The organism is Marisediminicola sp. LYQ85, assembly GCF_046600695.1.
Lineage (GTDB): Bacteria > Actinomycetota > Actinomycetes > Actinomycetales > Microbacteriaceae > Marisediminicola.
Genome location: NZ_JBKIWO010000001.1, coordinates 107,401 through 131,052, shown reverse-complemented (window position 1 = coordinate 131,052; position 23,652 = coordinate 107,401). Strand labels below are relative to the sequence as shown.

The following is a 23,652-nucleotide window of genomic DNA, read 5'->3' as shown; positions in this document are numbered from 1 at the left end:
GGGCGGCGCAGCTCGGCTGTCGAGTGCCCGCTCAGCGCCCGCTCAGCGCCCGCGCAAGCGCTTCAGTCGGCTGCCGACCTTGCGGGCGACCGTCGAGATGCCACCGTGCTTCAAGTAGTGGGCGGCGAGCTGCACGTCGTGACGGATGCCGTGCGGCCGCTGCCTGCGCCGCATCGCCGCCGAATCGGTCGCCCTGCCCGACGCCCCGACGACACCCTGTCGGTCACCCGCGTGCGCCGGCTGGGCCATGAAGTCGGTGAGGGGGCGCAGGGTCTCCTCCCAGAAGAACCGCGTGCGCACCCTGCGGATGTTCCGTCGGCTCGTGGCGATGAACTTCTCGTCGAAGAGGATGCGGTCGAGCGCCGCCGCGAGAGCGTCGACATCCCCCGAGGGCACGACGATGCCGAGCTTCTCGGTCGCGACGAGCTCGGCGAAGCTATCACCCTCGGTCACGACCATGGGCAGTTCGGCCCAGAGGTAGTCGAGGATGCGCGTGCGGAACGAGAACGTCGTCTCGACGTGCGAGAAGTGCGTGCTCACCCCCGCGTCGGCCTCGGTGAGGTAGTTCTGGCGGTCGGTGTAGTCGACCCACGAGTCGTTGAAGAACACCGAGGTGTCGAGGGCTCCGAGTTCGGCGGCGAGGCGACGCGATTCGGCGACGATCGCCATCTCGGGCACGCCGGGGTGCGGGTGCTTGGTTCCCTGGAAGAACAACCGCACGTCGCCGTGGGTCTCGCTAACCTTCGCGACCGCGCGGATCAGGGTCTTCGGGTCGAACCAGTTGTAGAGCCCTCCACCCCACAGGAGCACCTTGTCGTCGGCACCGATGCCGGGCTTCACTCCCTTGAGCACCGTCTTCTCGTGACGGGGCGGGGTGCTCGTCATGCCGAAGGGGGCGACGGCGATGAGCCCGTCGAGGTCGGGGTCGTCGGCGTAGTTCGCCGGGTTGATGCGGCCGAGGGCCGCGAGCTGACCGAGGTAGAAGTGCCGCTGACGCTCGGAGGCGCACAAGAAGAAGTCGCCGCGCGCGAGCTGCTCGTTGAGAACGTCGGTCGCGTCGTCCACTTGCTTCGCCCACGTGGCCGCCGGGAGTTCGCGGCCCTGCTCGAGCTGCTCGAGGTGCATGGGGTCGTAGATGTCGACGACGACGATCTTCGACGTCGACCGCAGGGCCGAGAAGACCGCCATCGCGTGCCCCTGGAAGATGATGACGTCCGCCCACTTCTCGTAGGGCGCGAACGCGCGATCGTCGCCCGCTCGCACGTGGGCGATGTCGAACGGCGCGTCGAGCGGCTCCGCTCCCGAGAGCGTCACGACCGTCACGGCGTTGTCGTCGGCGAGAGCGACGGCCATGTTCCACGCGCGGATGGCGGGGCCCGCCATCTTGTCGCCGAGAGGGTCGCCCGTGATGATGAGCACGTTGCGCGTCGCAGGGGGCTCGGTCACGTTGAAGGTCGTCACGAGATTCTCATACCCCCGGAGATAGCTCTCCTCCTGATAGACGGGCGCGTCGGCGTGCCCGAAGAGCCGCCAGATGCGGTTCTCGGGAACGACCCTCGTCGCTTGGATCCGCTCGCGGTCTGCGCGGAGCGACGGCAGCTCCTCGACGAACCGGTCGATCGCGAAGAGGGGCGCGAGCGTGGTCGACGCGATCGTCGTCTCGGGCTCGTTCGCGCCCGGCGAGCGCAACTCGAACTGCTCGGAGTCAACGGACCCCTGCGAGATGCCGCGGCGCACCGACAGGGCCATGGCGGCGGGCAGGATCTCGGTGAGCGACTCGTCGCCGAGATTCTTGTAGAGCGTGAAGAGCGCGTTGCGCTCGAGCAGGTAGGTCTCCTTGTGCGCACCGAACGACGACATCGACGCGTGGTGCTTGTGGTAGGCGAGCGAAGCGGGCGCGTAGGCGTATCGCCACCCGCGCAGGTTGAGTCGCCAACCGAGGTCGACGTCTTCGAAGAACATGAAGTAGCGCTCGTCGAAACCGCCGAGCTCGTCGAACACCGACCGGCGTACGAACATCGCCGACCCGGTGCCGAACAGCACGTCGGTAGGGTCGTCGACCCTCTTCGGGATCGCCTGGGCGGTCCAGGGCTTGAATCCCATGCCGTACCAGGTCATCGCCGACCCGATGTAGTCCACGAGTTCGCCGTCCCAGTCGAGCACGCGACTCGCGACGGCACCGATGCGGGGCGATTCGCCGAACTTCGCGACCGCGGCGCTGACCCACGCGGCATCCGGCTTCGCATCGTTGTTGAGCAGCGCGATGAACTCGCCCGAGCTCGACGCGACACCGAGGTTGCACCCGCCGGCGAACCCCGTATTGGTCTTCGACACGATGAGCGTCACGTGCGGGGCGGCGGCGCGGATGCGCTCAGCGCTGTCATCCCCCGACGCGTTCTCGACGACGACGATCTCGAGCAGTTCGCTCGGCCACTCGAGTTCACCGAGAGTGCGGATCGCCTCGATGGTGTCGTCGGCACCCCGATAGTTGACGAGGACGACAGACACGACGCCTGGGCGCAGCTCAGGCATGGGGACCCACTTCCACTCCGTTGACTCGGACGATCCTACTGGTGCCGGTGCGGGAGACCCGGTCGGCACGACGCGGCGGCTGGCCGACGGGTGTACCGCCGGGGATTAGACTGTCTGCACATCGTGGATATGGAGCGCGGCTCCGACGCCGCCCGACTGCGACATCGCTCGAGGAATTTTTGTGAAGCTTTTTATCCAGATTCCGTGCCTCAACGAAGAAACGACTCTTCCGCTCGTGCTCGAATCGATCCCCCGGCAGATCGACGGCATCGACGAGATCCACATCCTCGTCATCGATGACGGATCGAGCGACCGCACCGTCGAGGTCGCGAAGTCCTACGGGGTCACCCACTTCGTGCATCACACCCGCAACATGGGTCTCGCCCGCTCGTTCAGCGACGGCGTCGACTACGCGCTCCTGCACGGCGCCGACATCGTCGTCAACACCGACGGCGACAACCAGTACCCCCAGGCACGCATCGCCGACCTCGTGCAGCCCATCCTCCGGGGTGAGGCGGAGATCGTCATCGGCGATCGCCAGACCGCGACGGTCGCCCACTTCTCCCCGTTCAAGAAGCGGATGCAGCAGTTCGGCAGTTGGGTCGTCAGTCGCGCCGCGGGGCTCAGCCTCCCCGACGCGGCGAGCGGATTCCGCGCCTACTCGAAGTACTCGCTCATCCGACTCAACATCGTCACGCGGTTCAGCTACTGCATGGAGACGATCATCCAGGCGGGCTACAAGCGACTCGCGATCGCGAGCGTGCCGATCGAGATCAACGCGAAGACGCGCGAGTCGCGCTTGTTCAGCAACATCTGGGAGCACATGTTCCAGTCGGGGTCGGCGATCGTGCGCGCCTACCTCATGTATCGCCCCTACGCGCTCTTCGCGTGGATCAGCGCCCTGCTTGCGGCCCTCGGCCTCATCCCCTTCATCAGGTACCTCGTGCTCACGACGCTCGAGGTCGCGGGTGACCACTTGCAGTCGCTGCTCCTCGGTGTGCTCCTGCTCATCGGCGCTCTGCTCTCCCTCGTCATCGGCGTCGTCGCCGACCTCACGAGAATCAACAGGACGTTGAGCGAAGACACGCTCGACTACCTCAAGATGCAGCGATATGGCAGCTGACGCCCGTCCGGTGCGACCGCGGTCGTCTCGCCGCGAACGTCACGCCCTCGTGGCCATTACGGCGGCGTTCTTCGCGATCCTGACCCTGTGGGCGTTCCTGACCCCGGCGTTCCGCGCCCCCGACGAGGGTGCTCACTACAGCAGTGCCGTGCGCATGGCGACAGATCCGGAGTGGCCAGCCCCGGGCGACGGTGAGTACCTCGCCTCAGTCCACCTCATGGACAAGTTCGGTCCGGGAACCCGCGCCGACGAGCGTGAGACGTTCGACGAGCTCACGGCCGAAGCGCCCGGAGACAGCGACCGCATCGACCAGATGAGTCAGCACCCGCCGACCTACTACGTCATCGCGGGCGCGGTTCTCGCCGCCACCGATTTCGAAGACGAGCGGTGGGACATCGGGTTGCTCACGCTCCGCATGCTCAACGTGCTGTTCCTCGTCCCCCTCCCACTGCTCATCTGGAGCGCCGTGCGACGCGTGACCGGGTCGCCCCGCGCGGCCCTCGTCGGCGCCGTGTCGATCCTCCTGATCCCGCAGGTCGCCCAGATCGGGTCGTCGGTCACGAACGACTCGATGGTCATCCTCGGCGCGGCGGCCCTCACGTGGCTCGCCTCGAAGGTCATGACGGGCGACTCCCGATGGCGCACCCTCGTCGCGATGGGCGTTGTGCTCGGGCTCCTCATCTTCACGAAGGGGACGGGTCTGCCCGCCGTACCGTTCGTCGCCGTCGTCATGCTCTTCGGTCGGGGCCGCGCGATCCCGTGGGGGCGCCGCATCCTCGCGGCACTCGTTCCCCTCGGCATCGCGGGAGCTCTCGGGGGCTGGTGGTGGATTCGCAACATCCTGCTCTACGGCGAAGTGCAACCGAGTGGGCTCGCCGAGGCGCGTCCCCGCGTGCCGTGGGCCGAGGGGAGTGGGCCAGACATCCACTTCTACCTCACTCAGTTCTGGAACGGTCTCTCCGCGAGCTTCTGGGGATACTTCGGTCGACTCGAGATTCCGATGTCGTCGATCGTCACCGACCTCCTCACGGTCGTGAGCCTCCTGGTGATCGCGATCTACGCCTTCCGGCGCGGGCCGCTCCGGCGCGACGCCTGGGTCCTCGCGTCGTTCCCGATCGCGACGCTGCTGTTCCTCGGCTACACGACGTGGAGCGTCTACGAGCGCACCCAGGTGACCTACGCGATCCAGGGTCGCTACCTCTTCTCCGCCGTCGTCGCCCTCATCCTGCTCGCGGCCATCGGTGCGCTGCGCGGGATCCGCGACGAGCGCGCACGGGTGAGGTTCGGCTTCGCCGCGACGTGCGCGGCGATCGCCGTGAGTGCCTACGGCGTCATCCTCGCCTTCGACGGCTTCTACAACAGGGACAACAACATCTCCCCCGTGAGCTCGCTCGGCAACTGGGCGGCGACGTCGACCTTCGGCATCGTCGGTCTCGCGATCGTCGGCACTCTCGTCGCCGCGACGTGCACCCTCACCGTCGTCGCGATGTGGCGTGCCCTGAAAGCTCAGACACCAGCGACAGCGGCGGCCATCCCCGCCACCACCGACGGCGGCTCCACGCCCGAAAGGGCCCCAGCGCCTCGATGACAACACTCACGACGTCCCTCAGGCGGCTCGACCCCGGCGCCGTCACCGTCGCGCTCGCGTGGATCGCGATCGCGGTGACCTTCCTCTCGGTCACGATCGTCGGCATCCTGACCCTTCCGTGGGTCGGGACCGCCGATGCGTTCGATCACCTCGACTACGTCTACCAGGTCTCACAGGGACAGCTTCCGCAGCCCGTCGGCCACGAGTGGACCACGCACGGCGAACCGTCGTTCGAGGCGAAGATCGCCGCGCGGCAGTTCTCGTCGGCTCACCCCCCGCTGTGGTACGCGATCGGAGCCGCGCTCGTGGGCGAGACGCTCGCGGGCCCGGACTGGCGCCACGGCGTTCTCGTGTTGCGGCTCGTCAACACCGTGATCGGTCTCGCCGGCCTCGCCGTTCTCGCCTGGGCGGGATGGACTCTCGGCTACACCCGACGCGTCGCCCTCGCCATCACCCTCCCGGCGATCGGCGGCTTCACCTTCTACTACCTGCGGTTCTCCGCCGAGGTCTACAACGACCTCCTCGTGACGCTCCTCTCCCTGCTCGCCGTGACGATCAGCTGCCGGCTCATCCAGAGCGGCATCTCCGCGAGACTGTTCATTCCGCTCGTCATCGTCTCGACGCTCGGCTTCGGAACGAAAGCGACGTTCGTGCTCTCGTGGGGAGTCGCGGTCGTCGCGGTCATCGTTGCGGGCATCCTGCACCGTAGGGCGGGCGGTCGACGCTGGTACCTGCGGCCGCTCGTCGCGACGGGAGTGCTCCTCGCCGTGCCGATCGCGGTCTTCGGGTGGTTCTACGTGCGCAACGCCGAGCTCAGCGGGGCCTGGTACCGCTCGACCCCGAAAGCCCCCGTGGGCACGCGGCAGGAGCGGAGCCTCGTCGACAACCTCGTCGACCCCGACTTCTACACGATCGTGCCGCGCGCGCTGCTGCACCGCGGGACCACGGACTACCGCGCGCTCGCCGAATCGGCGTCCGTCGCCCTCTTCGCCGTGCTCGTCGCCATCACGATCGCGGTCGTCATCCGCTGGATCGTCCGTCGCAAGCAGAATCCTCTGACCCCCGCGGGCCGAATCGAGATGGCTCTGCTCACGACCCTCATCCTCGGTCACCTCGCGGGCTCCTATGTGCTGCAGCTCAGCCACGCGAGCGGCTACGGGGCCTACAACTGGAGGTACTTCCTCCCGTCGACGATCTCGATCGCGATCATCCTCGGTCTCGGTATCGCCGCCCTCCCGCGCGCGCGCATCGTGCTCATCCCCGCGGCCATGACGGTGCTGTGGGGATGGAACCTGTGGGCCTTCGTCGCCTACCGGGCAGACACCGTGCCCGGAATCGGCGACATCGTGGCGACCTCGATGGTGCTCGCGGGCCGCAACGGGGCTCCCGAGTGGGCTCCCGTCGTCGGCATCGTCGGCGCGGTCGCGGGAACCCTCGCCCTCCTCGCCGTGCTCGTCGCCCGCAGGGCGACCCTCGCCGAGGCTCCGCGCGCGCTCGAGGACTAGCGCTTCGAGAGCACGAGCTCCGCGATGAGGTCGGCCTGCTGCACCGAGAGCGCCTTGACGGCGGGCAAGTGCTCTTCGAGCTTCGCCCTGACGCTGTCCTCCGCCGCCTCGAGCTCACGGAACCGCGCGATCATGGCGTCGGCGGATGCTGTCGCGAACCCCATGGCCCACTCCTCGAGGTCGAACATCTCGAGCACCTCGCGGTACTTGTGGCTCCACCCGATCACGAGGGTCGGGACCTTCATCGCGAGAGACGAGACCATCGCGTGGAACCGACTCGCGATGAAGAAGTCACAGCGGCCGATGAGGTATCGCAGAACCTGCGACGGCAGCTCGGTGTCGGCGAAGAGAACGCGATCGCGGTGGTCGATGCGGGCGAAGAGGTCGCGGCACAGCGGCAGGTCGTTATTGTGCGTCGCGTCGGTGCCCGTGCGCACGCTGTGCGGCACGAGGAAGACTTTGAGGCCCCGCGCGGTCAGATGGTTGATGAGAGCGACGACATGCGCGCTGTAGTCGCCCGCGGCGCCGGCGGCATCGACCTTCTTCTGAACGACGACACTCGGGCTGATGCCGACGACGCGCCCCTCGTCGAAGAACGCGGTGTCGAGCACACTCGAGGCGACATCGTGCTCGGTGCCGTCGAGCTCGAGCGAGAAAGCGTAGTCGGCCCCCGCGTGGATGTTGGTGAGACCGAGCCCGCGAGCGAAGTCGTGCGTGATGCGCCCGCGCGTGACGATCGTCGCGACCTTGGGCAGGAACGTCTTGGCGGCGATCCTGTTGACGGGCGACATGAACGGCCCGACGGCCTGAGCGCACTTGAACACGGCCGTGCCGATGTTGAGCGCGGGGAGTATCGAGGCGACGTTGTAGAGCAGGAACTTCTCACGCCCGTCGGCGAAGGTGATGCCGCCCTGATCGAGCAGCACGTCGGACTTCGCGAGGGCCGCGACGGCGCGCGAGCGGCTCCTGAGGATGGACCTCGCGGGCCGGAGCACCCGGTAGGCGAGAGCGAGGGTGTTGATGTTGACCCCGAGCTGGCGCGGTCGCGCGTCGATGATCTCGACGTCGGCGTGGTCGTTGAGCGCGGCATCCTCCGACGGATACATGCTGAACAGGGTGAAGGTGACCCCGGGGATCCTCGCGCGGAGCGTCGTGATCGCGCTCTCGAGCATCGCCGAAGCCCCCTTGTTGCCCGAGAATGCGGAGCCGATGATCGAGATGTGGGGAGAGCGCACAGTCAGGAGTCTTTCTTGGAGAGGGCACGGAGGGACCCATAGAGCATAGCCACGACCGCGTCGGCCGCCGTGCTCAGGAGGCGCGCGAGGATGGCCGCGACGATGGATTCGGCGATCGTGAAGCCGCCGGCGACGAGACACACCGCGAGCACGCCCTCGCGCACACCGAGGCCGCTCGGCACGAAGACGGCGAGGATGCCGATCGCCCCGGCGAGCACGTAGGCCGCGGAGAGCAGCGCCCAGTCCGACGGCTCGATGGGCCGGAACGACGCGACGACGGCGACGAAGCCGAACGCGTTGACGACGCGCGGGAGCGTGAAGGCGAGGATGAAGCCCGCCGACGCTGTGACGGGCAGGAAGTAGGCGGGCGGGAGGTCACGCTTGATCGCGCGACGGCTCACGACGTCGAGCACGCGACGGAACAGGGGCGGTGTGAGCACGACGACGAGGAGACCGGCCGCCGCGATCGCGAGCACGATCGTGAGGCCGTCGAGGGCGAAGGCGTCAGGCCCCGCGACGACGAGGAGGATGATCGCGCTCGGCACGATCGACGCGACCTGGAGGAAGACGTTCTCGTAGATGAACGTGATAACGATGAGGGCGCGGCTGAACCCCTGCTTCGCGCCCCACATGACCTTGTTGACGAGCGAGCCCACTTGCCCGGGGATGTATTTGAGCAACCACGAGGCGGAGTGCACCATGACACCGTCGCGCACGGAGACGTGGAGCCCCGGCTCGCTCAACCTGTTGACGATCGCCGCCCACAGCACTCCCGAGAGGGGAACCGCGGCCGCGAACAGCACGATCGCCACGATCCAGAGCCAGCTGAACGAGAGGTCCTGTTCCCGCACCTGCGCCCAGTTCTCGACGAGGGCGAGCGTGAACAGCACGCCCACGACCCCGACGATCACGACGGTCGCGACCCGACGCCAGAGTTTCTTCGAGCGCAGCCACTGCGGAACCCGCACGATCAGCCGAGCGCGTTGAAGCGGCGGATGGAGTCGAGCTCCTTCTTCTGCGAGTAGGGGACCATTCCTTCCGGGTGCGCATAGCCGACGGCGATGAGCATGACGACCCGCTCCGAGACCTCGAGGCCGAGCGTGCGCTGCATCTTGACCTCGAGAGGCTCGAAATCGGGCCAGTTGATGACGCTCGAGCTCAGGCCGAGGGTCTCGAGGCCGAACATGAACGACATCGCCGCGAGAGACGAGTCGACGTAGATCGCGTGGCGGTCGCGCGGGCTGAAGTAGCTGTCGAGCTTGCCGACGACGACGACGATCGCGGGGATGTTGTGGGCGTATCCCGCCGCACCGAAGGGGATCGACGAGACGGTGCGGACCATCTTCTCGTCGTCGAAGACCCGGAACTCGTAGGGGAGCCTGTTGCACGCGGTCGGGGCCTGACGCGCCACTTCGAGCGCGCGGTCGATCGACTCGCGCGGCACCGGCCGGTCGTCGAACCAGCGCACCGAGCGGCGCTGCATCGCGAGTTCCTCGAGCTGTTCGAACGTCACCGACGAGATCTGCTTCTTGTGGTACGGCACCAACCCGGTCTCGCTCGGACGGTAGCCGACGGCCTCGAACGCCGCACGGGCGGCCGAGATGGTCGGGTCGGTCGTGCCCGTCGCCGAGAAGAACTCCTCGAGCACGTTGTGCGCCCAGTCCATCTCGCCCCGGTCCATAGACGAAGGCGATGCGGCGACCTGCTGCGCGGCGAACCGGTAGAACTCGAGCGTCTCGCCGATGTAGTCGCGCGCGAAGACCTCGCGCCGCGGCCGCATGATGAGGCCCTTCTCCAAGCGGTGGATGTTACGGCGCAACTCGACGTGCGAGCGGCGGTGCGCCTTCTTGTTGCGGTAGTAGTTGCGGCGCCCGCGGAGCGTCGCCGCTTGCTCGCGGTTGAACGTGATGAAGCTCACGAAGAAGAACAGGTGCGAGAGGATGCGGCTCGATCCGAAGGTCTCGAGGAACGCCCTGTTGACGTTCTCGTAGATGCGGCGGATCCACGCGATCGCGAGGAGGTCCTTCGCGATGTTCTTGAGTCGGTTCAGCACGCGCGGCTCCTCGGAGTCGAGTGGGCGGGTGTGGTCGAAACGGTCATCGGTCTCTCTCCGGGTCGCACAGGTAGTCGTAGATGTGGTCGAGGGCGGCATCCCAGTCGGAGTGCTTCTCGGCGATGGTCTCGAGCCCGCCGCTCGCGATGCGCGCGCGCAACTCGGGGTCGGTCACGAGACGGTCGAGTTTCGCGACGACGTCGTCGAAGGAGCGCATCGACATCTCGGCGTTGACGCCGTCGTCGAAGAGCCACGTGAACCAGTGGCTGTCGGGCACGACCATCGCGACCCCGCTCGCCATGAGCTCGAGCGGGAGATACGAGGGGTGGCGCGAGATCTGCATCGTGATACCGATGTCGGCGTCGCGATAGAGCCGCCCGGTCTCGCGATAGTCGATGAGGCCGAGGTCGATGAAGTCGGCGCTGTCGGGGAGGTACCGAGCGCCCGCAGCGACGATGCGAACCCCGTCGCCGTGACGGCGCTTGATCTCGGCGAGGGCGGCGTAGACGAGCTCCCAGCAGTTGCGGAAGTGGTCGCGCGCGTAAGCGAAGATCGTCACGGGAGCGTCGGGATCGGGGGTCTCCCGCCCCTCGGCGTGGAAGATCGACGCGTCGACGGCCGGGATGAACGACGTCGCCTTGCCGCCGTACTCGCCCGTGTAGCTCTCGAACATGCTCGGCGTGTTGCAGATCGCGTAGAGACCGAGCCTGTACGACTCCTCGGCCATCGCGAACATCGTGCTCGCGGCGTAGAAACCGGGCTCGAAGTCCTGCACGAGGTAGAACTTGCGCTTCACGTCGTTCGAGCGCGCGACGTGCATGGCCGTGAGCCACAGCGTCGCGACGGCCGCATCCGCCCCGGGGATCTCCTCGATCGATGTCGCGCTGCCGTCGTAGAAGTGCACCTCGGCGTCGGCGAGGTTCGGGAACGCGGCGGCGAGGGCCGAGGTGAAGAAGAGCGGGTTCGGTGCCGCGAGCACGACGAAGCGGTTGACGACGCCGTGGTCGCGCGCGAGCTTGTCGGCGAGGCGGAACGCCGTGTTGAGCCCACCGAAGAACGGCATGTCGATGTCGGGGATGAACCAGTTGACGGTGCGGATCTCGAACGGTGCCGCGTTGTCGGCGTGGGTCTTGTGCACGTCTTCGACGGTCTCGCGCGAGACCGACGCGGTTCCCAGGAGGCCTCGGGCCTCGTCGGAGATCGACGCCGACTGCGCGACGCTTCCGTAGGGTCGGCCGAGGGTCTCGAGGGCGCGCTTGATCGGCACCTCGTCGTCGGTGCGTGCGAAGCGCGGGACGGCGGTCGACCGGGAGATGTTGGGCGACGAGTAGGGGTCGCCGTTGCGCAGCCACGGGTTGTACCGCCAGTAGCTCGCGAAGAAATCTTGCGGGGGAACGTGCGTGCCGCGCGTGATCGACTCGTAGTGCCTCACGACGTCGAAGGGGATGACCGCGTTGCGACGGCCGTGGATGACCTGGTCGAGCCCGAGCACGACGTCGCTCCCGGTGAGTTCGAACCGCTCGTCGAAACCGCCGACCTCCTCGAAGTCGCTGCGGCGGATCGCGACGCACGCGCCCGTGACGGCGAGGGAGTTGCGGTACCAGTTGGTCGGCCCGATGAGGGTGTCCTCGTGGGGGTCGCGGCCCACGAAGAGGTTGTCGGCGAAGCCACCGGGGCCCACGACGACACCGGCATGCTGGATGAGCCCGTCGGCTCGGAGATGACGGAATCCGACGGTGCCGACTCCCTCGCGCAGAAGGAGTCCGACCGATTCGCGTAACCAGCGGGGGTCGACGATCTCGGTGTCGTCATTGAGGAACACGATGACGTCTCCGACAGCGGACCTCGCCCCGACGTTGTTGACCCGCGAGTAGTTGAACGGGGTCTCGCTCCACCAGGTCACCGAGAGGTCGAGCTGCGAGTTCCACTGCTCGTACCACTCGCGGTTCTCGGGCGACTGCTCGCCGTTGTCCATGATGGTGACGTCGAGGTGCGGGTAGTCGGATGCCGCGAGGCTCGGCAGGAGCACCGAGAGGTTGGAGCGGGAGTGCCGCGTCGGGATGACGACCGACACGGTCGGCCACACGCTCGGCTCGAAGAAGGTGCGCACGATGCCGTCGTCGACGACCGCGCGAGCGACCTCGCCGCGGCGCGCGAGGGCCGACTCGACCATCTCGGCGTCGGCGGCGACGACGCGATCGTCTGCCCCCTCCACCTCGGAGAGGAGCACCTCGGGGATGGACCCGACGCGCGTCGTCGTCGGGTCGATCGCGAGGAGGTTGCGCCAGAGGGCGCGCGGCCCGAGCGATTCCCCCGCCTCCGCATCGAGGATGCGGGGCGAGATCGCGAACGCGCGACCGAGGTAGTTGGCTCCGAGGAGGATCTCGGGCGACCACTCCGGGCGGAATCGCGGCGATTCGCGGCGCCGTGCTCCGCGCGTATCGGAGTCGAAGTAGATCAGGTCGAGGCGCGGGTCGATGCGGTGCTTCTTGGCGATCTGAGCGAGAGCGGTCGGCTCGAGCACGTCGCCCTCCCTCAGGAAGAGCACGAAGTGCGACGTGAGAGTCTCGAGGATCGCCGCGAGATCGTCGCCGTCGTGAGCCCAGCGGATGTCGACGCGACCGACCGACTGCCGGTGGATGCTGTCGACCGTCGCGCTCGAGCTCTTGGCGTCTCCCGGGCCGCCCCGCAAGACGATCGTGAAGTCGGTCGTGACCGCGCCCGAGCCCTCGACGATGACCGGATCACGGTGCTGTCGGCGCCATGCGCCGTAGGCGTCGTCTCCCGCGCCGGACACGACCTCTTCGCGGATCGCGGTCGAGACCGATCGGGTCACCCCGCGCGCGTCGCGCAAGGCTCCGTAGCCGATCCGGGCGACGCGTCGGCTCGAGCTGTCCTGCGGAAGAACGCGGCGCAGCCGCCCCACAATCCACTGCTTCACGGGGGTGGGCCTTTCCTCGAGGGTGTGGTGGTCACACGACGCCGGACAGGAGTCTGCGGTGAACATGCTAATCGCTCGACGCCGCGCGCCCGGTGCGCCGCCGGCCGACCCGCGCCTCTCGCGCTCCGGCTCACCCCTCCTGACCGACTTGCGCGGCCCAGACGCGTAGGCCACCCTCGGGTGGAGCCCCAACCCGAAGGAGTCCACGTGAAGCTCGGACTGACGATGATGGTTCGCGACGAAGCGGACATCATCGAGAGCACGGTGAATTTCTATCTCGAGCAGGGTGTCGACACCCTCGTCATCACCGACAACGCGTCGACGGACGGCACGACGGAGATCCTCCAGCGCCTCGCGGATGCCGGCAGCATCCTCCTCGAGCACGACCCCGTGCATCGCAAACAGCAAGCCGCGGTGGTCACTTCGATGGCCCGCCGGCTCTCGACGGAGCACGGTGTCGACTGGGTCATCAACGCCGACGCCGACGAGTTCCTCCTCCCCGTCGACCGCACCCTCGACTTGCGCGCGGTGTTCGAGGCGATGCCGACATCGATCGGCTCCTTCCTCGTTCCCGTCGTCAACATGATCGGTCCGCTCGTGCGCCGCGGCTCCCGCCTCGCAGACTTCGTGTGGCGCGACGGCCGGACCGTCGACGAGCTCCGTGCTGTGGGGCTGCAGAGCCACCCGACCCCCAACGCGATCCACGTCGGCGCCCCCGACGTGACTGTCGCCCAGGGCAATCACGCCGCGAGCATCCCGAACTCGGGAGGTGTGCCCGCGGGCCTCGAGCTCGAGGTGCTCCACGTGCCGTGGCGCGCGTGGGAACAATACGAGCACCGCGTCGACATCTCGGGGGCGGCGTATCTCGCCAACCCCTCGATCACGCCGAGCCCCAACCACCACGGCATGCTCGACTTCGCGCGCTTGCGAGCGGGCGTTCTCCTTCCCTACTACGCGGCACGATTCCCCTCCCCCGACGACCTCGAGGCTGGCTCCGCCTTCACACGGGACGACGGCCTCCTCGCGCGGTTCGGCGGCGCGGCCGACTCGACCTCGCCCCCCGTCGATTTCCCCGCCGACCTCGTGCGCGTGCTCTCCGACTCCGGCCGCGCCCTCATCGCTCGTGAAGCCGACGTCGCGACCGCGCGAACGGAGCTCGTGCACGCACGCGACGACCTCGAGAGCGAGCGGATCGCGCGACGTGAGCTCGACGAGGTCGTGCGCACGCAGCGCGCCGAACTCGACGCGCTCCACGCCGAACTCCACTCCCTGCGCTCGAGGACGGTCGTGCGGGCGACCGACGCTCTCGCCTCCCGCGTGCGAAAGCTCAGGCCCGGTGCCTAGCGCCCCCGAAGCAGACGGGGATGTCGGCGCGTGTAGAGTGATGCGGTTGTCGACTAACCCGCCGGGAGGCTCCGATGGACCCTGCTGAGAGATTCGCCAGCCTCGAGAAGCTCCCCTTCGTGAACACGACCAAGTCGCGGTCGTTCACGGGAGCCGTGCAATCGATCCAGGACATCTTCCGTCATCGCGAGATGCTCAACCTGCTGATCAGGCGCGACCTCAAGTCGCGATACAAGGACAGCGCCCTCGGTTTCGTGTGGACGCTCATCCGCCCTCTCACGCAGCTCATGATCTACTACGTGGTCATCGGCAAGTTCCTCGGGGCCGAGCGCGGCATCCCGGACTTCGCCATCTACGTGTTCACGGGGCTCACGGCGTACGGCCTCTTCAGCGAGATCATCGGCGGATCGACGTCATCGATCGTCGCCAACGGCGGGCTCATCAAGAAGGTCTACCTCCCCCGCGAGGTCTTCCCCCTCGCGAGCGTCGGGTCCGCGCTCTTCAACTTCTTCATCCAGCTCGGCATCCTCATCATCGCGACGATCATCGCGGGGGCGATCCCCCTCTCGGTCGACATCTTCTACCTCATCCCGTCGCTCGCGATCCTCGTCGTCTACGGCACGGCGTTCGGGCTCCTGCTCTCCGCCGTCAACGTCTACCTCCGCGACATCCAGTACCTCACCGAAGTGCTCCTCCTCATCATGCTGTGGGCCTCGCCCGTGGTGTACGCGTGGGAGATGGTGCGCGACATCGTCGGATACGGCCTCCTCCTCGACATCTACACGAACAACCCCGTCACCCTCGCGGTACTCGGTTTCCAGCAGGCGTTCTGGGTCGGGGGAGACGGCGTCGTCGACTACCCAGGCGAACTACTGCCGCGCATGCTCGTGGCGATCGTCATCGGCCTCGGTCTGCTCATCGGCTTCCAGCGCGTGTTCGCCCGCCTCCAGGGCAACTTCGCACAAGAGCTGTAACCGGTGCCGCGCATTTCGAGTGAGAGAGAACCAGTGACAGAAGTACCGACCATCGCCGTCGTCGACTCGGTGTCGAAGCGATTCGTCATCCGCCGCGACAACTCGCTCAAAGAGCGCCTCGTGACCCTCGGCCGCCTCGGGCGTCGTCATCGTGAGGAGTTCTGGGCACTGCGGGACGTCTCGATCTCGATCCCCGCTGGCACGACCGTGGGGCTCATCGGACACAACGGCTCGGGCAAGAGCACCCTCCTCAAGGTCATCGGCGGAATCATCGACCCGACCTCCGGATCGGTCAAGCGACGCGGACGCATCGCGGCCCTCCTCGAGCTCGGGGCGGGGTTCCACCCCGACCTCACCGGTCGGGAGAACGTCTACCTCAACGCCTCGATCCTCGGCCTCAGTCGCACCGAGACCGACGAGAGGTTCGACGACATCCTCGCCTTCGCCGGCATCGGCGACTTCATCGACACCCAGGTCAAGTTCTACTCCTCGGGAATGTACGTGCGGCTCGCCTTCGCGGTCGCGGTGCACACCGACCCCGACCTGCTCCTCGTCGACGAGGTTCTCTCCGTCGGAGACGAGGCGTTCCAGCGCAAGTGCCTCGACAAGATCCGGTCGTTCCAGGCCGAGGGGCGCACGATCATCCTCGTGTCGCACTCGCTCGGCCAGGTGTCGGAGATGTGCGACCACGTCGTGCTGCTCAACAAGGGCAACGTCGAGTTCGAGGGTGACCCCGTCGAAGCCGTCGCGCGCTTCCGCGACCTCCTCGAGGACCAGCGCCTCGAAGACGCCTCCGTCGCTCCCCCCGCGCCCGAGACACTCGGTCGCGTGCGCGCAGCGACCGCGGGGCCGGTCGACGGCAAGCCCGGCGACCCCGTGGCGCCGGGAAGCGACTTGCGCATCACCGTCGATCTGACCCACCAGGCCGTCATGACCGACTGGGTCTGCGCGATCCAGATCGACACGGCGCTCGGGCACGCGACCTACGGAACGACGTCGAAGCGCCTGGGCGCCGAGCTCACGCCGCTCTCGGGCGATCGCCGCGTCGAGTTCATCCTCAAAGACGTGCAGTTCGGAACCGGCAAGTACTTCGTCAACGTGTCGCTCATGGACAGCATCGGGCGACACATCCACGATCGACCGCAGTCCTGCGCCTTCGACGTTCCCGACTACGACCTCGCCGTCGGCATCGTGCACGCCGTTCCCCAGTTCCGCGACCTCGGAGAACGCTGACTCACGTCGTCGCGCGCTTCTGACCTCCGAGGTACTCCCAGAAGTCCTGCTTGAGCTCGGCCTGACCGTGCGCCTGATTGGTCTCGTCCATGACGAACGCGATCTCGACGTCGAGTTTGGCGAGCCTGAGTCCTCGCGCGAGCGCGAAGTGGTTGAGCCACATGTCGTCGAGCAACCAGAACGGCGCGGGGATGTCGGTGAAGAACCGAGGGTCGCGGAAGAGCGTCGCGGGGCACACCATCCCGCCCGTCCCCGCGTAATCGACGCGGTCGCCGACGCGCGCGGCGGTGCGGTCGAAGTAGACCGAGTGCACCGTGAACGCCCACCACGAGGTGAGGGCGAGAGGGTCGTACTGCTCGAGGGCAGACGAGACGAAGCGCGAGTCGACATCCTCGTCGTCGTCGAGAACGATGATCGGGCCCTCGTAGCCCGCCACCGCGAGCCGACGAGCCCAGTAGAACCGCGCGATCGCCCCGAGGTTGAAGGGCGAGTGCACGATGTCGACGCGGCGGAGCGATCCCCGGGAATCGTGCGCAGCGATCGCCGCGTCGTAGGTCTCCCTGTCGGCGCGCGTGTTGTTCCACAGGAGGAGCACGACGCCCTCGGGATGCTCCTGACCGTCGAGCATCCGGAGGATGTGCTCGAGACGGCTCGGTCGATTCCACAGGCACATGACGACGATCGCCTCTCGACCGCTGACCGCGGAGAAGTCGTGGCGATCGAAGCGGAACCGGCCGGCGAGGAGCCGTCGACGGATGGCATTCTTGACGAGGGACTTGATGCGGCGCGGTGTCACGCGTCGAGCCTAGAGCGCGCCACGCCCCGGCCGGGTCGTGGACACCCGCCGCGAATGATGACAGCATGGCCAGGTCTGCGGCGTCGGGGTCGACGACCGGCCACCGGAGTTCGCGGGGGTGCGTAACAACGGGGGAATGACTTTTTCATGGATACACGTGTCTCGAATGCTCCGCGACGACGACGACCGGTGCGATGGCTCGTGACGATCGCGCTCACCCTCACGCTCGCGGCGACAGGCCTCGTGCAGGGCACCGACCGCGCCGAGGCCCTCACCGCGAGCGACTTCAAGGCCGGCACGATCATCAGCGACAGCGAGTTCTACGACAGCTCCGCGATGACCGAGAAGCAGATCCGGGACTTCCTCAACGCGCGCATCGGAAACTGTCTGACCGATCAGTGTCTCAACGTGCGCACCGACAGGGTCGCGTCTCGAGCCAGGATCGTCTCCGACAGCACGGGCAACGTGCGGTGCGAGGCCTTCCAGGGCGGGACGGCGCTGAGCGCGGCGACCGTCATCTTCCGAGTGCAGCGCGCGTGCGGCATCAGCGCCAAGGTCATCCTCGTGACCCTGCAGAAGGAGCAGGCCCTCGTGACGAAGAACAACCCGTCGAAGGCCGCTCTCGACCGGGCCATGGGATACGCGTGCCCCGACACGGCCCCGTGCGCCGTCAACTCGCTCGGCTTCGGCAACCAGATCTACCAGGGGACGCTGCAGCTCAAGACCTACAAGGCGAGCCGCTTCGGCATCCAGCCGGGATCGCGCGCGATTCAGTGGCACCCCAACGCCGCGTGCGGCAGCCGCACGGTCAACATCACCAACTACGCGACCGCCGCGCTCTACAACTACACGCCGTACCGCCCCAACCAGGCGGCGCTCAACAACCTCCGCGGAACCGGTGACGCGTGCTCGTCGTACGGCAACCGCAACTTCTGGGTGTTCTACAACGACTGGTTCGGCTCGCCCATCGTCGACACCCCCGCCCCGCTGCCGCCCAACATCACTCCCGCCGCAACGGCGACGCGCACCGCGGGTGTCAACCGCTTCGACACGGCCGTGCAGATCTCGCGCGCCAACTACGCCCCGCGGACGAGCACGGTCTACGTGGCCAACGGATTGAACTTCCCCGACGCCCTGAGCGCCGCCCCGGCAGCCGCGACGAACAACTCCCCGCTCCTGCTCACGAGGCGCGACGGCATCGACCCGGCGACGCGCGCCGAGATCCAGCGACTGCGACCGTCGCTCATCGTCATCTCGGGGGGTGTCGACGCCGTCTCCGAGGCTGTCGCAGCCGATCTCGCAACGATCTCGCCCGTGCGTCGAGACAGCGGGGGCAACCGCTACTCGACGTCGCTCGAGGTCGCTCGCGGCGCATTCGCGGCGAAGGGTGCGACGGTCGCCTACCTCGCGACGGGGCGCGGCTACGCCGACGCCCTCTCCGCCGGTGCGGCAGCGGGATCGGTCGACGCCCCCGTGATCCTCGTCGACGGTAGCGCGAGCACCCTCACCGACGAGGCGATCGCCCTCCTCGGCGACCTCGGGGTCGACGAGGTCAGGATCGCGGGCGGGGTCGCGGTCGTGAGCACCGACATCCTGCGCAACACCAAGGGGATCAACGGCGGCACGGCCGTGACGCGCATCGCGGGCGTCAACAGGTTCGAGACGGGCGAGAAGCTCAACGCCGCAGCCTTCGCGAACGCTCGCATGGGAACGATCTACGCGGCGTCGGGCACGGCGTACTCCGACGCCCTCGCCGGCGCGGCGCTCGCCGGCAAGAACAACAATCCGCTCTATCTCGTGCCGAAGAACTGCATGCGCATCCCCCTCGCGCAGAAGATGATCGCGGCGAGGACCACGAGCATGGTCATCCTCGGGGGCACGTCGGTCGTGACGGGCGAGGTCGCGAAGTACACCAACTGCCGCTAGGCCGAGTGCCGCGGCCGAACGAAACGGGGCGAGGGAGTCATTCGACTCCCCCGCCCCGTTTCTGCTGCAGCGTTCTGCCGCAGCGGTTGTGCTGCTATCTCACTCAGCCCCCGAGCAAGCGGCTCAAGTAGGTTCCGTATCCACTCTTCACGAGGGGGGCGGCGATCGCGGCGAGTTCCTCGTCGCTGATCCACCCGGCACGCCACGCGATCTCCTCGATGCAGCCGATCTTGTAGCCCTGGCGATCCTCGACGACGCGCACGAACTCGGTCGCCTGCACCATCGACTCGAACGTCCCGGTGTCGAGCCACGCCGTTCCGCGGTCGAGCACCTGCACCTGCAGCTTTCCGTCGTCGAGGTACATCTCGTTGATCGTCGAGATCTCGAGCTCCCCGCGCGCGCTCGGCGTGATGGTCTTGGCGACCTCGACGACCGAGTTGTCGTAGAAGTACAACCCGGGCACCGCGAAGTTGCTCCGCGGCTCGACGGGCTTCTCCTCGATGGAGAGCGCGCGGAAGTCGTCATCGAACTCGACGACACCGTAGGCGCGGGGATTCGACACGTGGTACGCGAAGATGAGCGCGCCGTCGACGTCGTTGTGGCTGCGGAGGTTGGACCCGAGTCCGACACCGTGGAAGATGTTGTCGCCGAGCACGAGGGCGACCTTCTCGTCACCGATGAACTCCTCGCCGATGATGAACGCTTGGGCGAGGCCGTCGGGAGACGGCTGGACGGCGTAGCTCAAGCTCACACCGAGCTCGCTGCCGTCGCCGAGCAGTCTCTGGAACTGCGCCTGGTCATCGGGTGTCGTGATGATGAGGATCTCGCGGATGCCGGCGCGCATGAGCGTCGACAGGGGGTAGTAGATCATCGGCTTGTCGTAGATGGGCATGAGCTGCTTCGAGATGCCCCGCGTGATGGGCCACAGGCGCGTTCCGCTGCCTCCGGCCAAGATGATTCCGCGCATGGGTCAGACCTCCCCGTTGTCGAGCTGCTGGTAGAACGAGCGCGTGGCTTCCCAGGTCGGCAGCAGCCCGGTCTCGGCCGCCTCGGCGAGCGACGGGGCCGACGTGTCTTTCGGCGACAGGAGCGCTTCACCCGCTTCATCGGGGAACTCGAGGCCGATCTGCGCATCGAGGGGGTTGATGCCGTGCTCGGCTGCCGCGTTGTAGACGTCCGACACGAGGTAGCTCACCGTCGCGTCGTCGGTGAGGGCGACGAAGGCGTGCCCGAGGCCCTCGGGGATGTAGACGGCCTTGCGGTCGACGGTGTCGAGGCGCACGGCGTCCCACTGTCCGAACGTCGGCGAACCGACCCGGATGTCGACGATGTAGTCGAGAACGGCTCCGTGGGTCACCGTGACGTACTTGGCCTGACCGCGCGGGATGGACGCGAAGTGGATGCCGCGCACGACGCCGCGCTTCGAGACCGACGTGTTGGCCTGCCGGAGCGACAGCGGGTGGCCCACAGCCTCTTCCAGCCGGTCGAAGCGGTACCACTCGAGGAACACACCTCGGTCGTCTTCTCGTTGGATCGGGGTGATCTCGAAGGAATCAGGGATCGACAGCTCACGGATTAGCACGTGCAGAATCCTATCCGGACCCTCACGAGGCCGGTTGCACGAGGTCGCGCACGGCATCCTGCGCCCCGCCGCCGAACCTCGCATAGTCGCCGCGCCGCAGTGCGCGCGCGATCGGAACCACCCGGAGCGGGCGGGAGCGAGCGAGCGACGAGCGGAACGTCTCGTGGACCACCTTGCCCGCGGCGAGCGCGAGAACGGATGCCGGAACGGGCACGGCGAGGGCCCCGAGTCGGTCGACGAGGATGCGCGAGTTCTCGAGCAGTCGCGCGTTGCGCGCGGTCCGCGGCTCCGCGAGCTTCGCGAACCGGCGCCGCACCGTCAACGCGGTCGCACCGATCGCGTTCGCGCCGTGCTGCCGGTAGTCGATGAGGGTGTCGTCGACGAGATCCGCGCCGCCGAGCGCCGCCGCGACGATCGCGAGCCACTCGTCGTGCACCCACTCGCGGGGAAAGTCGAGGGCGAGGTCGAGCAGTCGCCTCCGCACCATCGTCGTCGCCCCGGTCGCGAGGTTGCGGCGGATGTAGACCGCGAACCCGTCGCCGTCGTGTATCGCTCGCCGTTCCTCCTCCGAGACGCCGAGGGTCACGAAGAGTCCGATCCCGCTCGGCACGCCGCCGCGGTCGACGATGCGCGCATCGGAGTGCAGGAGCAGCAGCTCGGGTCGTCGGGCGAACTCGCCGGCCGCACGCTCGAGCCGGTCTTCGCGCCACACGTCGTCTTGGTCGCACAGCGCGATGAGGTCGTTCGCGCACACGCGCATGGCGCTCTCGAAATTGCCGGTGACCCCGAGCGGCTCGGGGTTGACGACGACCGTCAGAGCGACCGCGTTACCGTGGGCCTCGGCATGCGCCTCGACGATGCGGCGCACGATCTCGACGGTGTCGTCGGTCGACCCGTCGTCCGAGAGCACGATCTCGGCGGGTCGGAGGGACTGCCCGAGGATGCTCTCGACCTGCGCCCCGACGAACTCGGCGCCGTTGCGCGTGCACAGCGCCACCGAGACGGCTACGGGCACACTGTCGCCGGGGGATCCGTCGGGCGATGGCACGCCCGCAACTCTAGCGACGGCGCATCACTTGCTGCACGCGCGCAGGTCGAACACGGCATCGGAGAGCACGCTCTCGCCACCGAGCAGCACGACGTCCGTGACATCCGACTCCGAGATGCGATCGACGATCGCCCGCGGGATGCACGCCGCCTGGCTGATGAAGAGGGGGCTGTTTCTCGTGGCGGCGAGCACCGACCCCGCGAGCGCGTCGGGGAAGTCGTAGCCGGTGGCGATGAACGCCGTCGCGCTCGACGCGAATGCCGCCTCGTTGATCGCCGCAGACGTCGTGAACCGGTTGCTTCCCGCCTGCCGGGTCGCGGGGATGCCCGCGCTCGCGAGGGATCGCTGGATCCCCGCCGAGACGACGCTCGTGCCGCCGACGAGCACCGCGCTGTCGACGTCAAGCTGGCGGAGCAGACCGAGCGTCGCGGAATCGACGCTCGACGCCGACCCCTTCACGAGCACGATGGGAGCCGATTGGGCTCCCGCGGCGGACCCCGCGGAGAGGGCATCCGGAAACCCGTTGCCCGTGGCGAGGTAGGCAGCCGACACGCGACCGTCACCGAACGCGTGCTCGGCGATGAGCCGCGAGGTCTCGAAGCGGTTCGATCCCGACACGCGCGTCACGGGCGCGATGCGCTCGAGGCTCGAGACGACAGCCCCCGACACCGCGCTCTCGCCGCCGACGACGACGATCGAGCTCGGGGCGCGACGCGCGATCTCGGTCGCGACACCGGCCGGAAGGGCGCCGGGTTTCGTGAGGAGCAGCGGAGCGCCGTCGTGCGCTGCCGCGGGGCCCGCGCTCAGCGCGTCGGGGTAGTTGACGCCGCTCGCGACGTAGACAACCCCACCCGAGCGCACGGGGATGCTCTTCGATAGCGCGATGGCGGAGGCGTAGCGACTCGCTCCCGCGACCCGCGTCGCGTCGATGTCCGTCGTGACGGCCGCCGTCGCGGCGCTCGTCTTGGCGACCGAACGATATCCGCTCTTCGACCCCGTGACCTTCACGGTCACGCGGGTTCCGACGTCGTAGGAGGTGACGAGGTGCGTCTTCTTCGTCGCCCCCGCGATCGCCTTGCCTCCCGCATACCACTGGTACTTGAGCGTCACGGGCGCCGGCCCCCACGTTCCCGGGGCGGCCGTGAGGGTCTTGCCCACGAGTGGGCTCCCTGTGATCTTGGGTGTCGGCGTGGCCGAGAGCGACGGGGTCGGAGGCGTCGAGTCCGCGGGGTAGCCCGCGAAGATCTGCACCCAGTAGTGCCCGGTGGAGGAGTAGCCGACGCCCATGCGGGTGTAGCCCGAGCGCAGGATGTTCTCGCGGTGGCCGGGCGAATTCATCCACCCGCTCATCACCTGGGCCGAGGTGCGGTAACCGTAGGCGATGTTCTCGCCGTTGAGCCGCCAGCCCGAGGCGAGGCGGGCCGCCCGCCACTCGTTGGTGCTGTGGGCGAAGTTGCCCGTGCGACTCATCTGGTTGGCCCACTCCTGAGCGATCGCATCCATCTTCGCGTCGGCGCGCAACGGGGCGAGCGACGCTTTCGCCCGCTCACTGTTGACCGACGCGAGCACCTCGTCCTGTGGTGCGGCGACCGCGGCGGTTGTGACTCCCCCGACGGCGAGCGCCGCCGCGATCACGACTGTGAGAAGCGCGCGGAATTTCATTCGTGCAATCATCTGTCCCCCGACTAATGTCCCCCGATGGGTTGACCGTATCAAACATCCGTACACCCCGTACTGTCCGTGTTGTCGCCCGTCGGTCCGGGGACTGGCGG

Annotated in this window: 17 protein-coding genes; 7 read left to right on the top strand and 10 right to left on the bottom strand. The window is 67.8% G+C overall.

What is annotated here, in order from left to right:
- Positions 1 to 42 precede the first annotated feature (42 nt).
- Positions 43 to 2,532, bottom strand: a complete 2,490-nt coding sequence (locus tag ACLHG5_RS00560) for a glycosyltransferase (RefSeq protein WP_411317550.1) — start codon at positions 2,530 to 2,532, stop codon at positions 43 to 45.
- A gap of 181 nt (positions 2,533 to 2,713) precedes the next feature.
- Between ACLHG5_RS00560 and ACLHG5_RS00555 the strand changes: the two genes are divergently transcribed.
- Genes ACLHG5_RS00555 through ACLHG5_RS00545 form a run of 3 tightly spaced genes read left to right on the top strand, consistent with a single transcriptional unit; the run spans position 2,714 to position 6,748 of the window.
- Positions 2,714 to 3,655 carry a glycosyltransferase family 2 protein gene (locus tag ACLHG5_RS00555; protein WP_411316158.1) on the top strand — a complete coding sequence of 314 codons (942 nt, stop codon included), beginning with the start codon at positions 2,714 to 2,716 and terminating at the stop codon, positions 3,653 to 3,655.
- Entirely contained in the window at positions 3,645 to 5,243 is a 1,599-nt protein-coding gene (locus ACLHG5_RS00550; RefSeq protein WP_411317549.1) for a DUF2142 domain-containing protein, read from the top strand. Before ACLHG5_RS00555 ends, ACLHG5_RS00550 begins: the two co-directional genes overlap by 11 nt.
- Entirely contained in the window at positions 5,240 to 6,748 is a 1,509-nt protein-coding gene (locus ACLHG5_RS00545) for a hypothetical protein (RefSeq protein WP_411317548.1), read from the top strand. Before ACLHG5_RS00550 ends, ACLHG5_RS00545 begins: the two co-directional genes overlap by 4 nt.
- Here the strand turns inward: ACLHG5_RS00545 and ACLHG5_RS00540 are convergent.
- The 4 genes from ACLHG5_RS00540 to ACLHG5_RS00525 are packed head-to-tail and all read right to left on the bottom strand — an operon-like array spanning position 6,745 to position 12,977.
- Positions 6,745 to 7,983 carry a polysaccharide pyruvyl transferase family protein gene (locus ACLHG5_RS00540; RefSeq protein WP_411316161.1) on the bottom strand — a complete coding sequence of 413 codons (1,239 nt, stop codon included), beginning with the start codon at positions 7,981 to 7,983 and terminating at the stop codon, positions 6,745 to 6,747. The genes ACLHG5_RS00545 and ACLHG5_RS00540 overlap by 4 nt on opposite strands.
- A 2-nt stretch (positions 7,984 to 7,985) precedes the next feature.
- Positions 7,986 to 8,951 carry a lysylphosphatidylglycerol synthase domain-containing protein gene (locus ACLHG5_RS00535; protein WP_411317547.1) on the bottom strand — a complete coding sequence of 322 codons (966 nt, stop codon included), beginning with the start codon at positions 8,949 to 8,951 and terminating at the stop codon, positions 7,986 to 7,988.
- A 2-nt stretch (positions 8,952 to 8,953) separates the two neighbouring features.
- Positions 8,954 to 10,036: a nitroreductase family protein gene (locus ACLHG5_RS00530; protein ID WP_411317546.1), complete on the bottom strand. Its 1,083-nt coding sequence runs from the start codon at positions 10,034 to 10,036 to the stop codon at positions 8,954 to 8,956.
- Between the two features lie 43 nt (positions 10,037 to 10,079).
- On the bottom strand, positions 10,080 to 12,977 hold the full coding sequence (locus ACLHG5_RS00525; RefSeq protein ID WP_411317545.1) for a glycosyltransferase: 2,898 nt from the start codon (positions 12,975 to 12,977) through the stop codon (positions 10,080 to 10,082).
- A gap of 207 nt (positions 12,978 to 13,184) precedes the next feature.
- Between ACLHG5_RS00525 and ACLHG5_RS00520 the strand changes: the two genes are divergently transcribed.
- From ACLHG5_RS00520 to ACLHG5_RS00510, 3 genes are all read left to right on the top strand, one after another.
- Positions 13,185 to 14,321: a glycosyltransferase family 2 protein gene (locus ACLHG5_RS00520; RefSeq protein WP_411316167.1), complete on the top strand. Its 1,137-nt coding sequence runs from the start codon at positions 13,185 to 13,187 to the stop codon at positions 14,319 to 14,321.
- 74 nt (positions 14,322 to 14,395) lie between these two features.
- A complete protein-coding gene (locus ACLHG5_RS00515; RefSeq protein WP_411316168.1) occupies positions 14,396 to 15,295 on the top strand; it encodes an ABC transporter permease in 900 nt (299 codons plus the stop codon).
- Positions 15,296 to 15,328: 33 nt separating this feature from the next.
- The gene (locus ACLHG5_RS00510; RefSeq protein WP_411317544.1) at positions 15,329 to 16,528 is read left to right on the top strand and encodes an ABC transporter ATP-binding protein; all 1,200 of its coding nucleotides are present in this window, start codon (positions 15,329 to 15,331) and stop codon (positions 16,526 to 16,528) included.
- 1 nt (position 16,529) lies between these two features.
- Here the strand turns inward: ACLHG5_RS00510 and ACLHG5_RS00505 are convergent, their stop codons facing one another.
- Positions 16,530 to 17,324 (bottom strand): hypothetical protein, encoded by a 795-nt coding sequence (locus ACLHG5_RS00505; protein ID WP_411317543.1) that lies wholly within the window; start codon positions 17,322 to 17,324, stop codon positions 16,530 to 16,532.
- Positions 17,325 to 17,471: 147 nt separating this feature from the next.
- Here ACLHG5_RS00505 and ACLHG5_RS00500 point away from each other — a divergent pair, with 147 nt between their 5' ends.
- Positions 17,472 to 19,250 carry a cell wall-binding repeat-containing protein gene (locus tag ACLHG5_RS00500; protein WP_411317542.1) on the top strand — a complete coding sequence of 593 codons (1,779 nt, stop codon included), beginning with the start codon at positions 17,472 to 17,474 and terminating at the stop codon, positions 19,248 to 19,250.
- A 103-nt stretch (positions 19,251 to 19,353) separates the two neighbouring features.
- On the opposite strand, the gene rfbA is transcribed toward ACLHG5_RS00500, so the two are convergent.
- Genes rfbA through ACLHG5_RS00480 form a run of 4 tightly spaced genes read right to left on the bottom strand, consistent with a single transcriptional unit; the run spans position 19,354 to position 23,542 of the window.
- Positions 19,354 to 20,217 (bottom strand): glucose-1-phosphate thymidylyltransferase RfbA, encoded by an 864-nt coding sequence (rfbA, locus tag ACLHG5_RS00495; RefSeq protein ID WP_411317541.1) that lies wholly within the window; start codon positions 20,215 to 20,217, stop codon positions 19,354 to 19,356.
- 3 nt (positions 20,218 to 20,220) lie between these two features.
- Positions 20,221 to 20,832, bottom strand: coding sequence for a dTDP-4-dehydrorhamnose 3,5-epimerase family protein (locus ACLHG5_RS00490; protein WP_411316173.1), 612 nt, complete (start codon positions 20,830 to 20,832; stop codon positions 20,221 to 20,223).
- A gap of 22 nt (positions 20,833 to 20,854) precedes the next feature.
- Positions 20,855 to 21,880, bottom strand: a complete 1,026-nt coding sequence (locus ACLHG5_RS00485) for a glycosyltransferase family 2 protein (RefSeq protein WP_411317540.1) — start codon at positions 21,878 to 21,880, stop codon at positions 20,855 to 20,857.
- A gap of 24 nt (positions 21,881 to 21,904) precedes the next feature.
- Positions 21,905 to 23,542, bottom strand: coding sequence for a cell wall-binding repeat-containing protein (locus ACLHG5_RS00480; protein ID WP_411317539.1), 1,638 nt, complete (start codon positions 23,540 to 23,542; stop codon positions 21,905 to 21,907).
- Positions 23,543 to 23,652 lie beyond the last annotated feature (110 nt).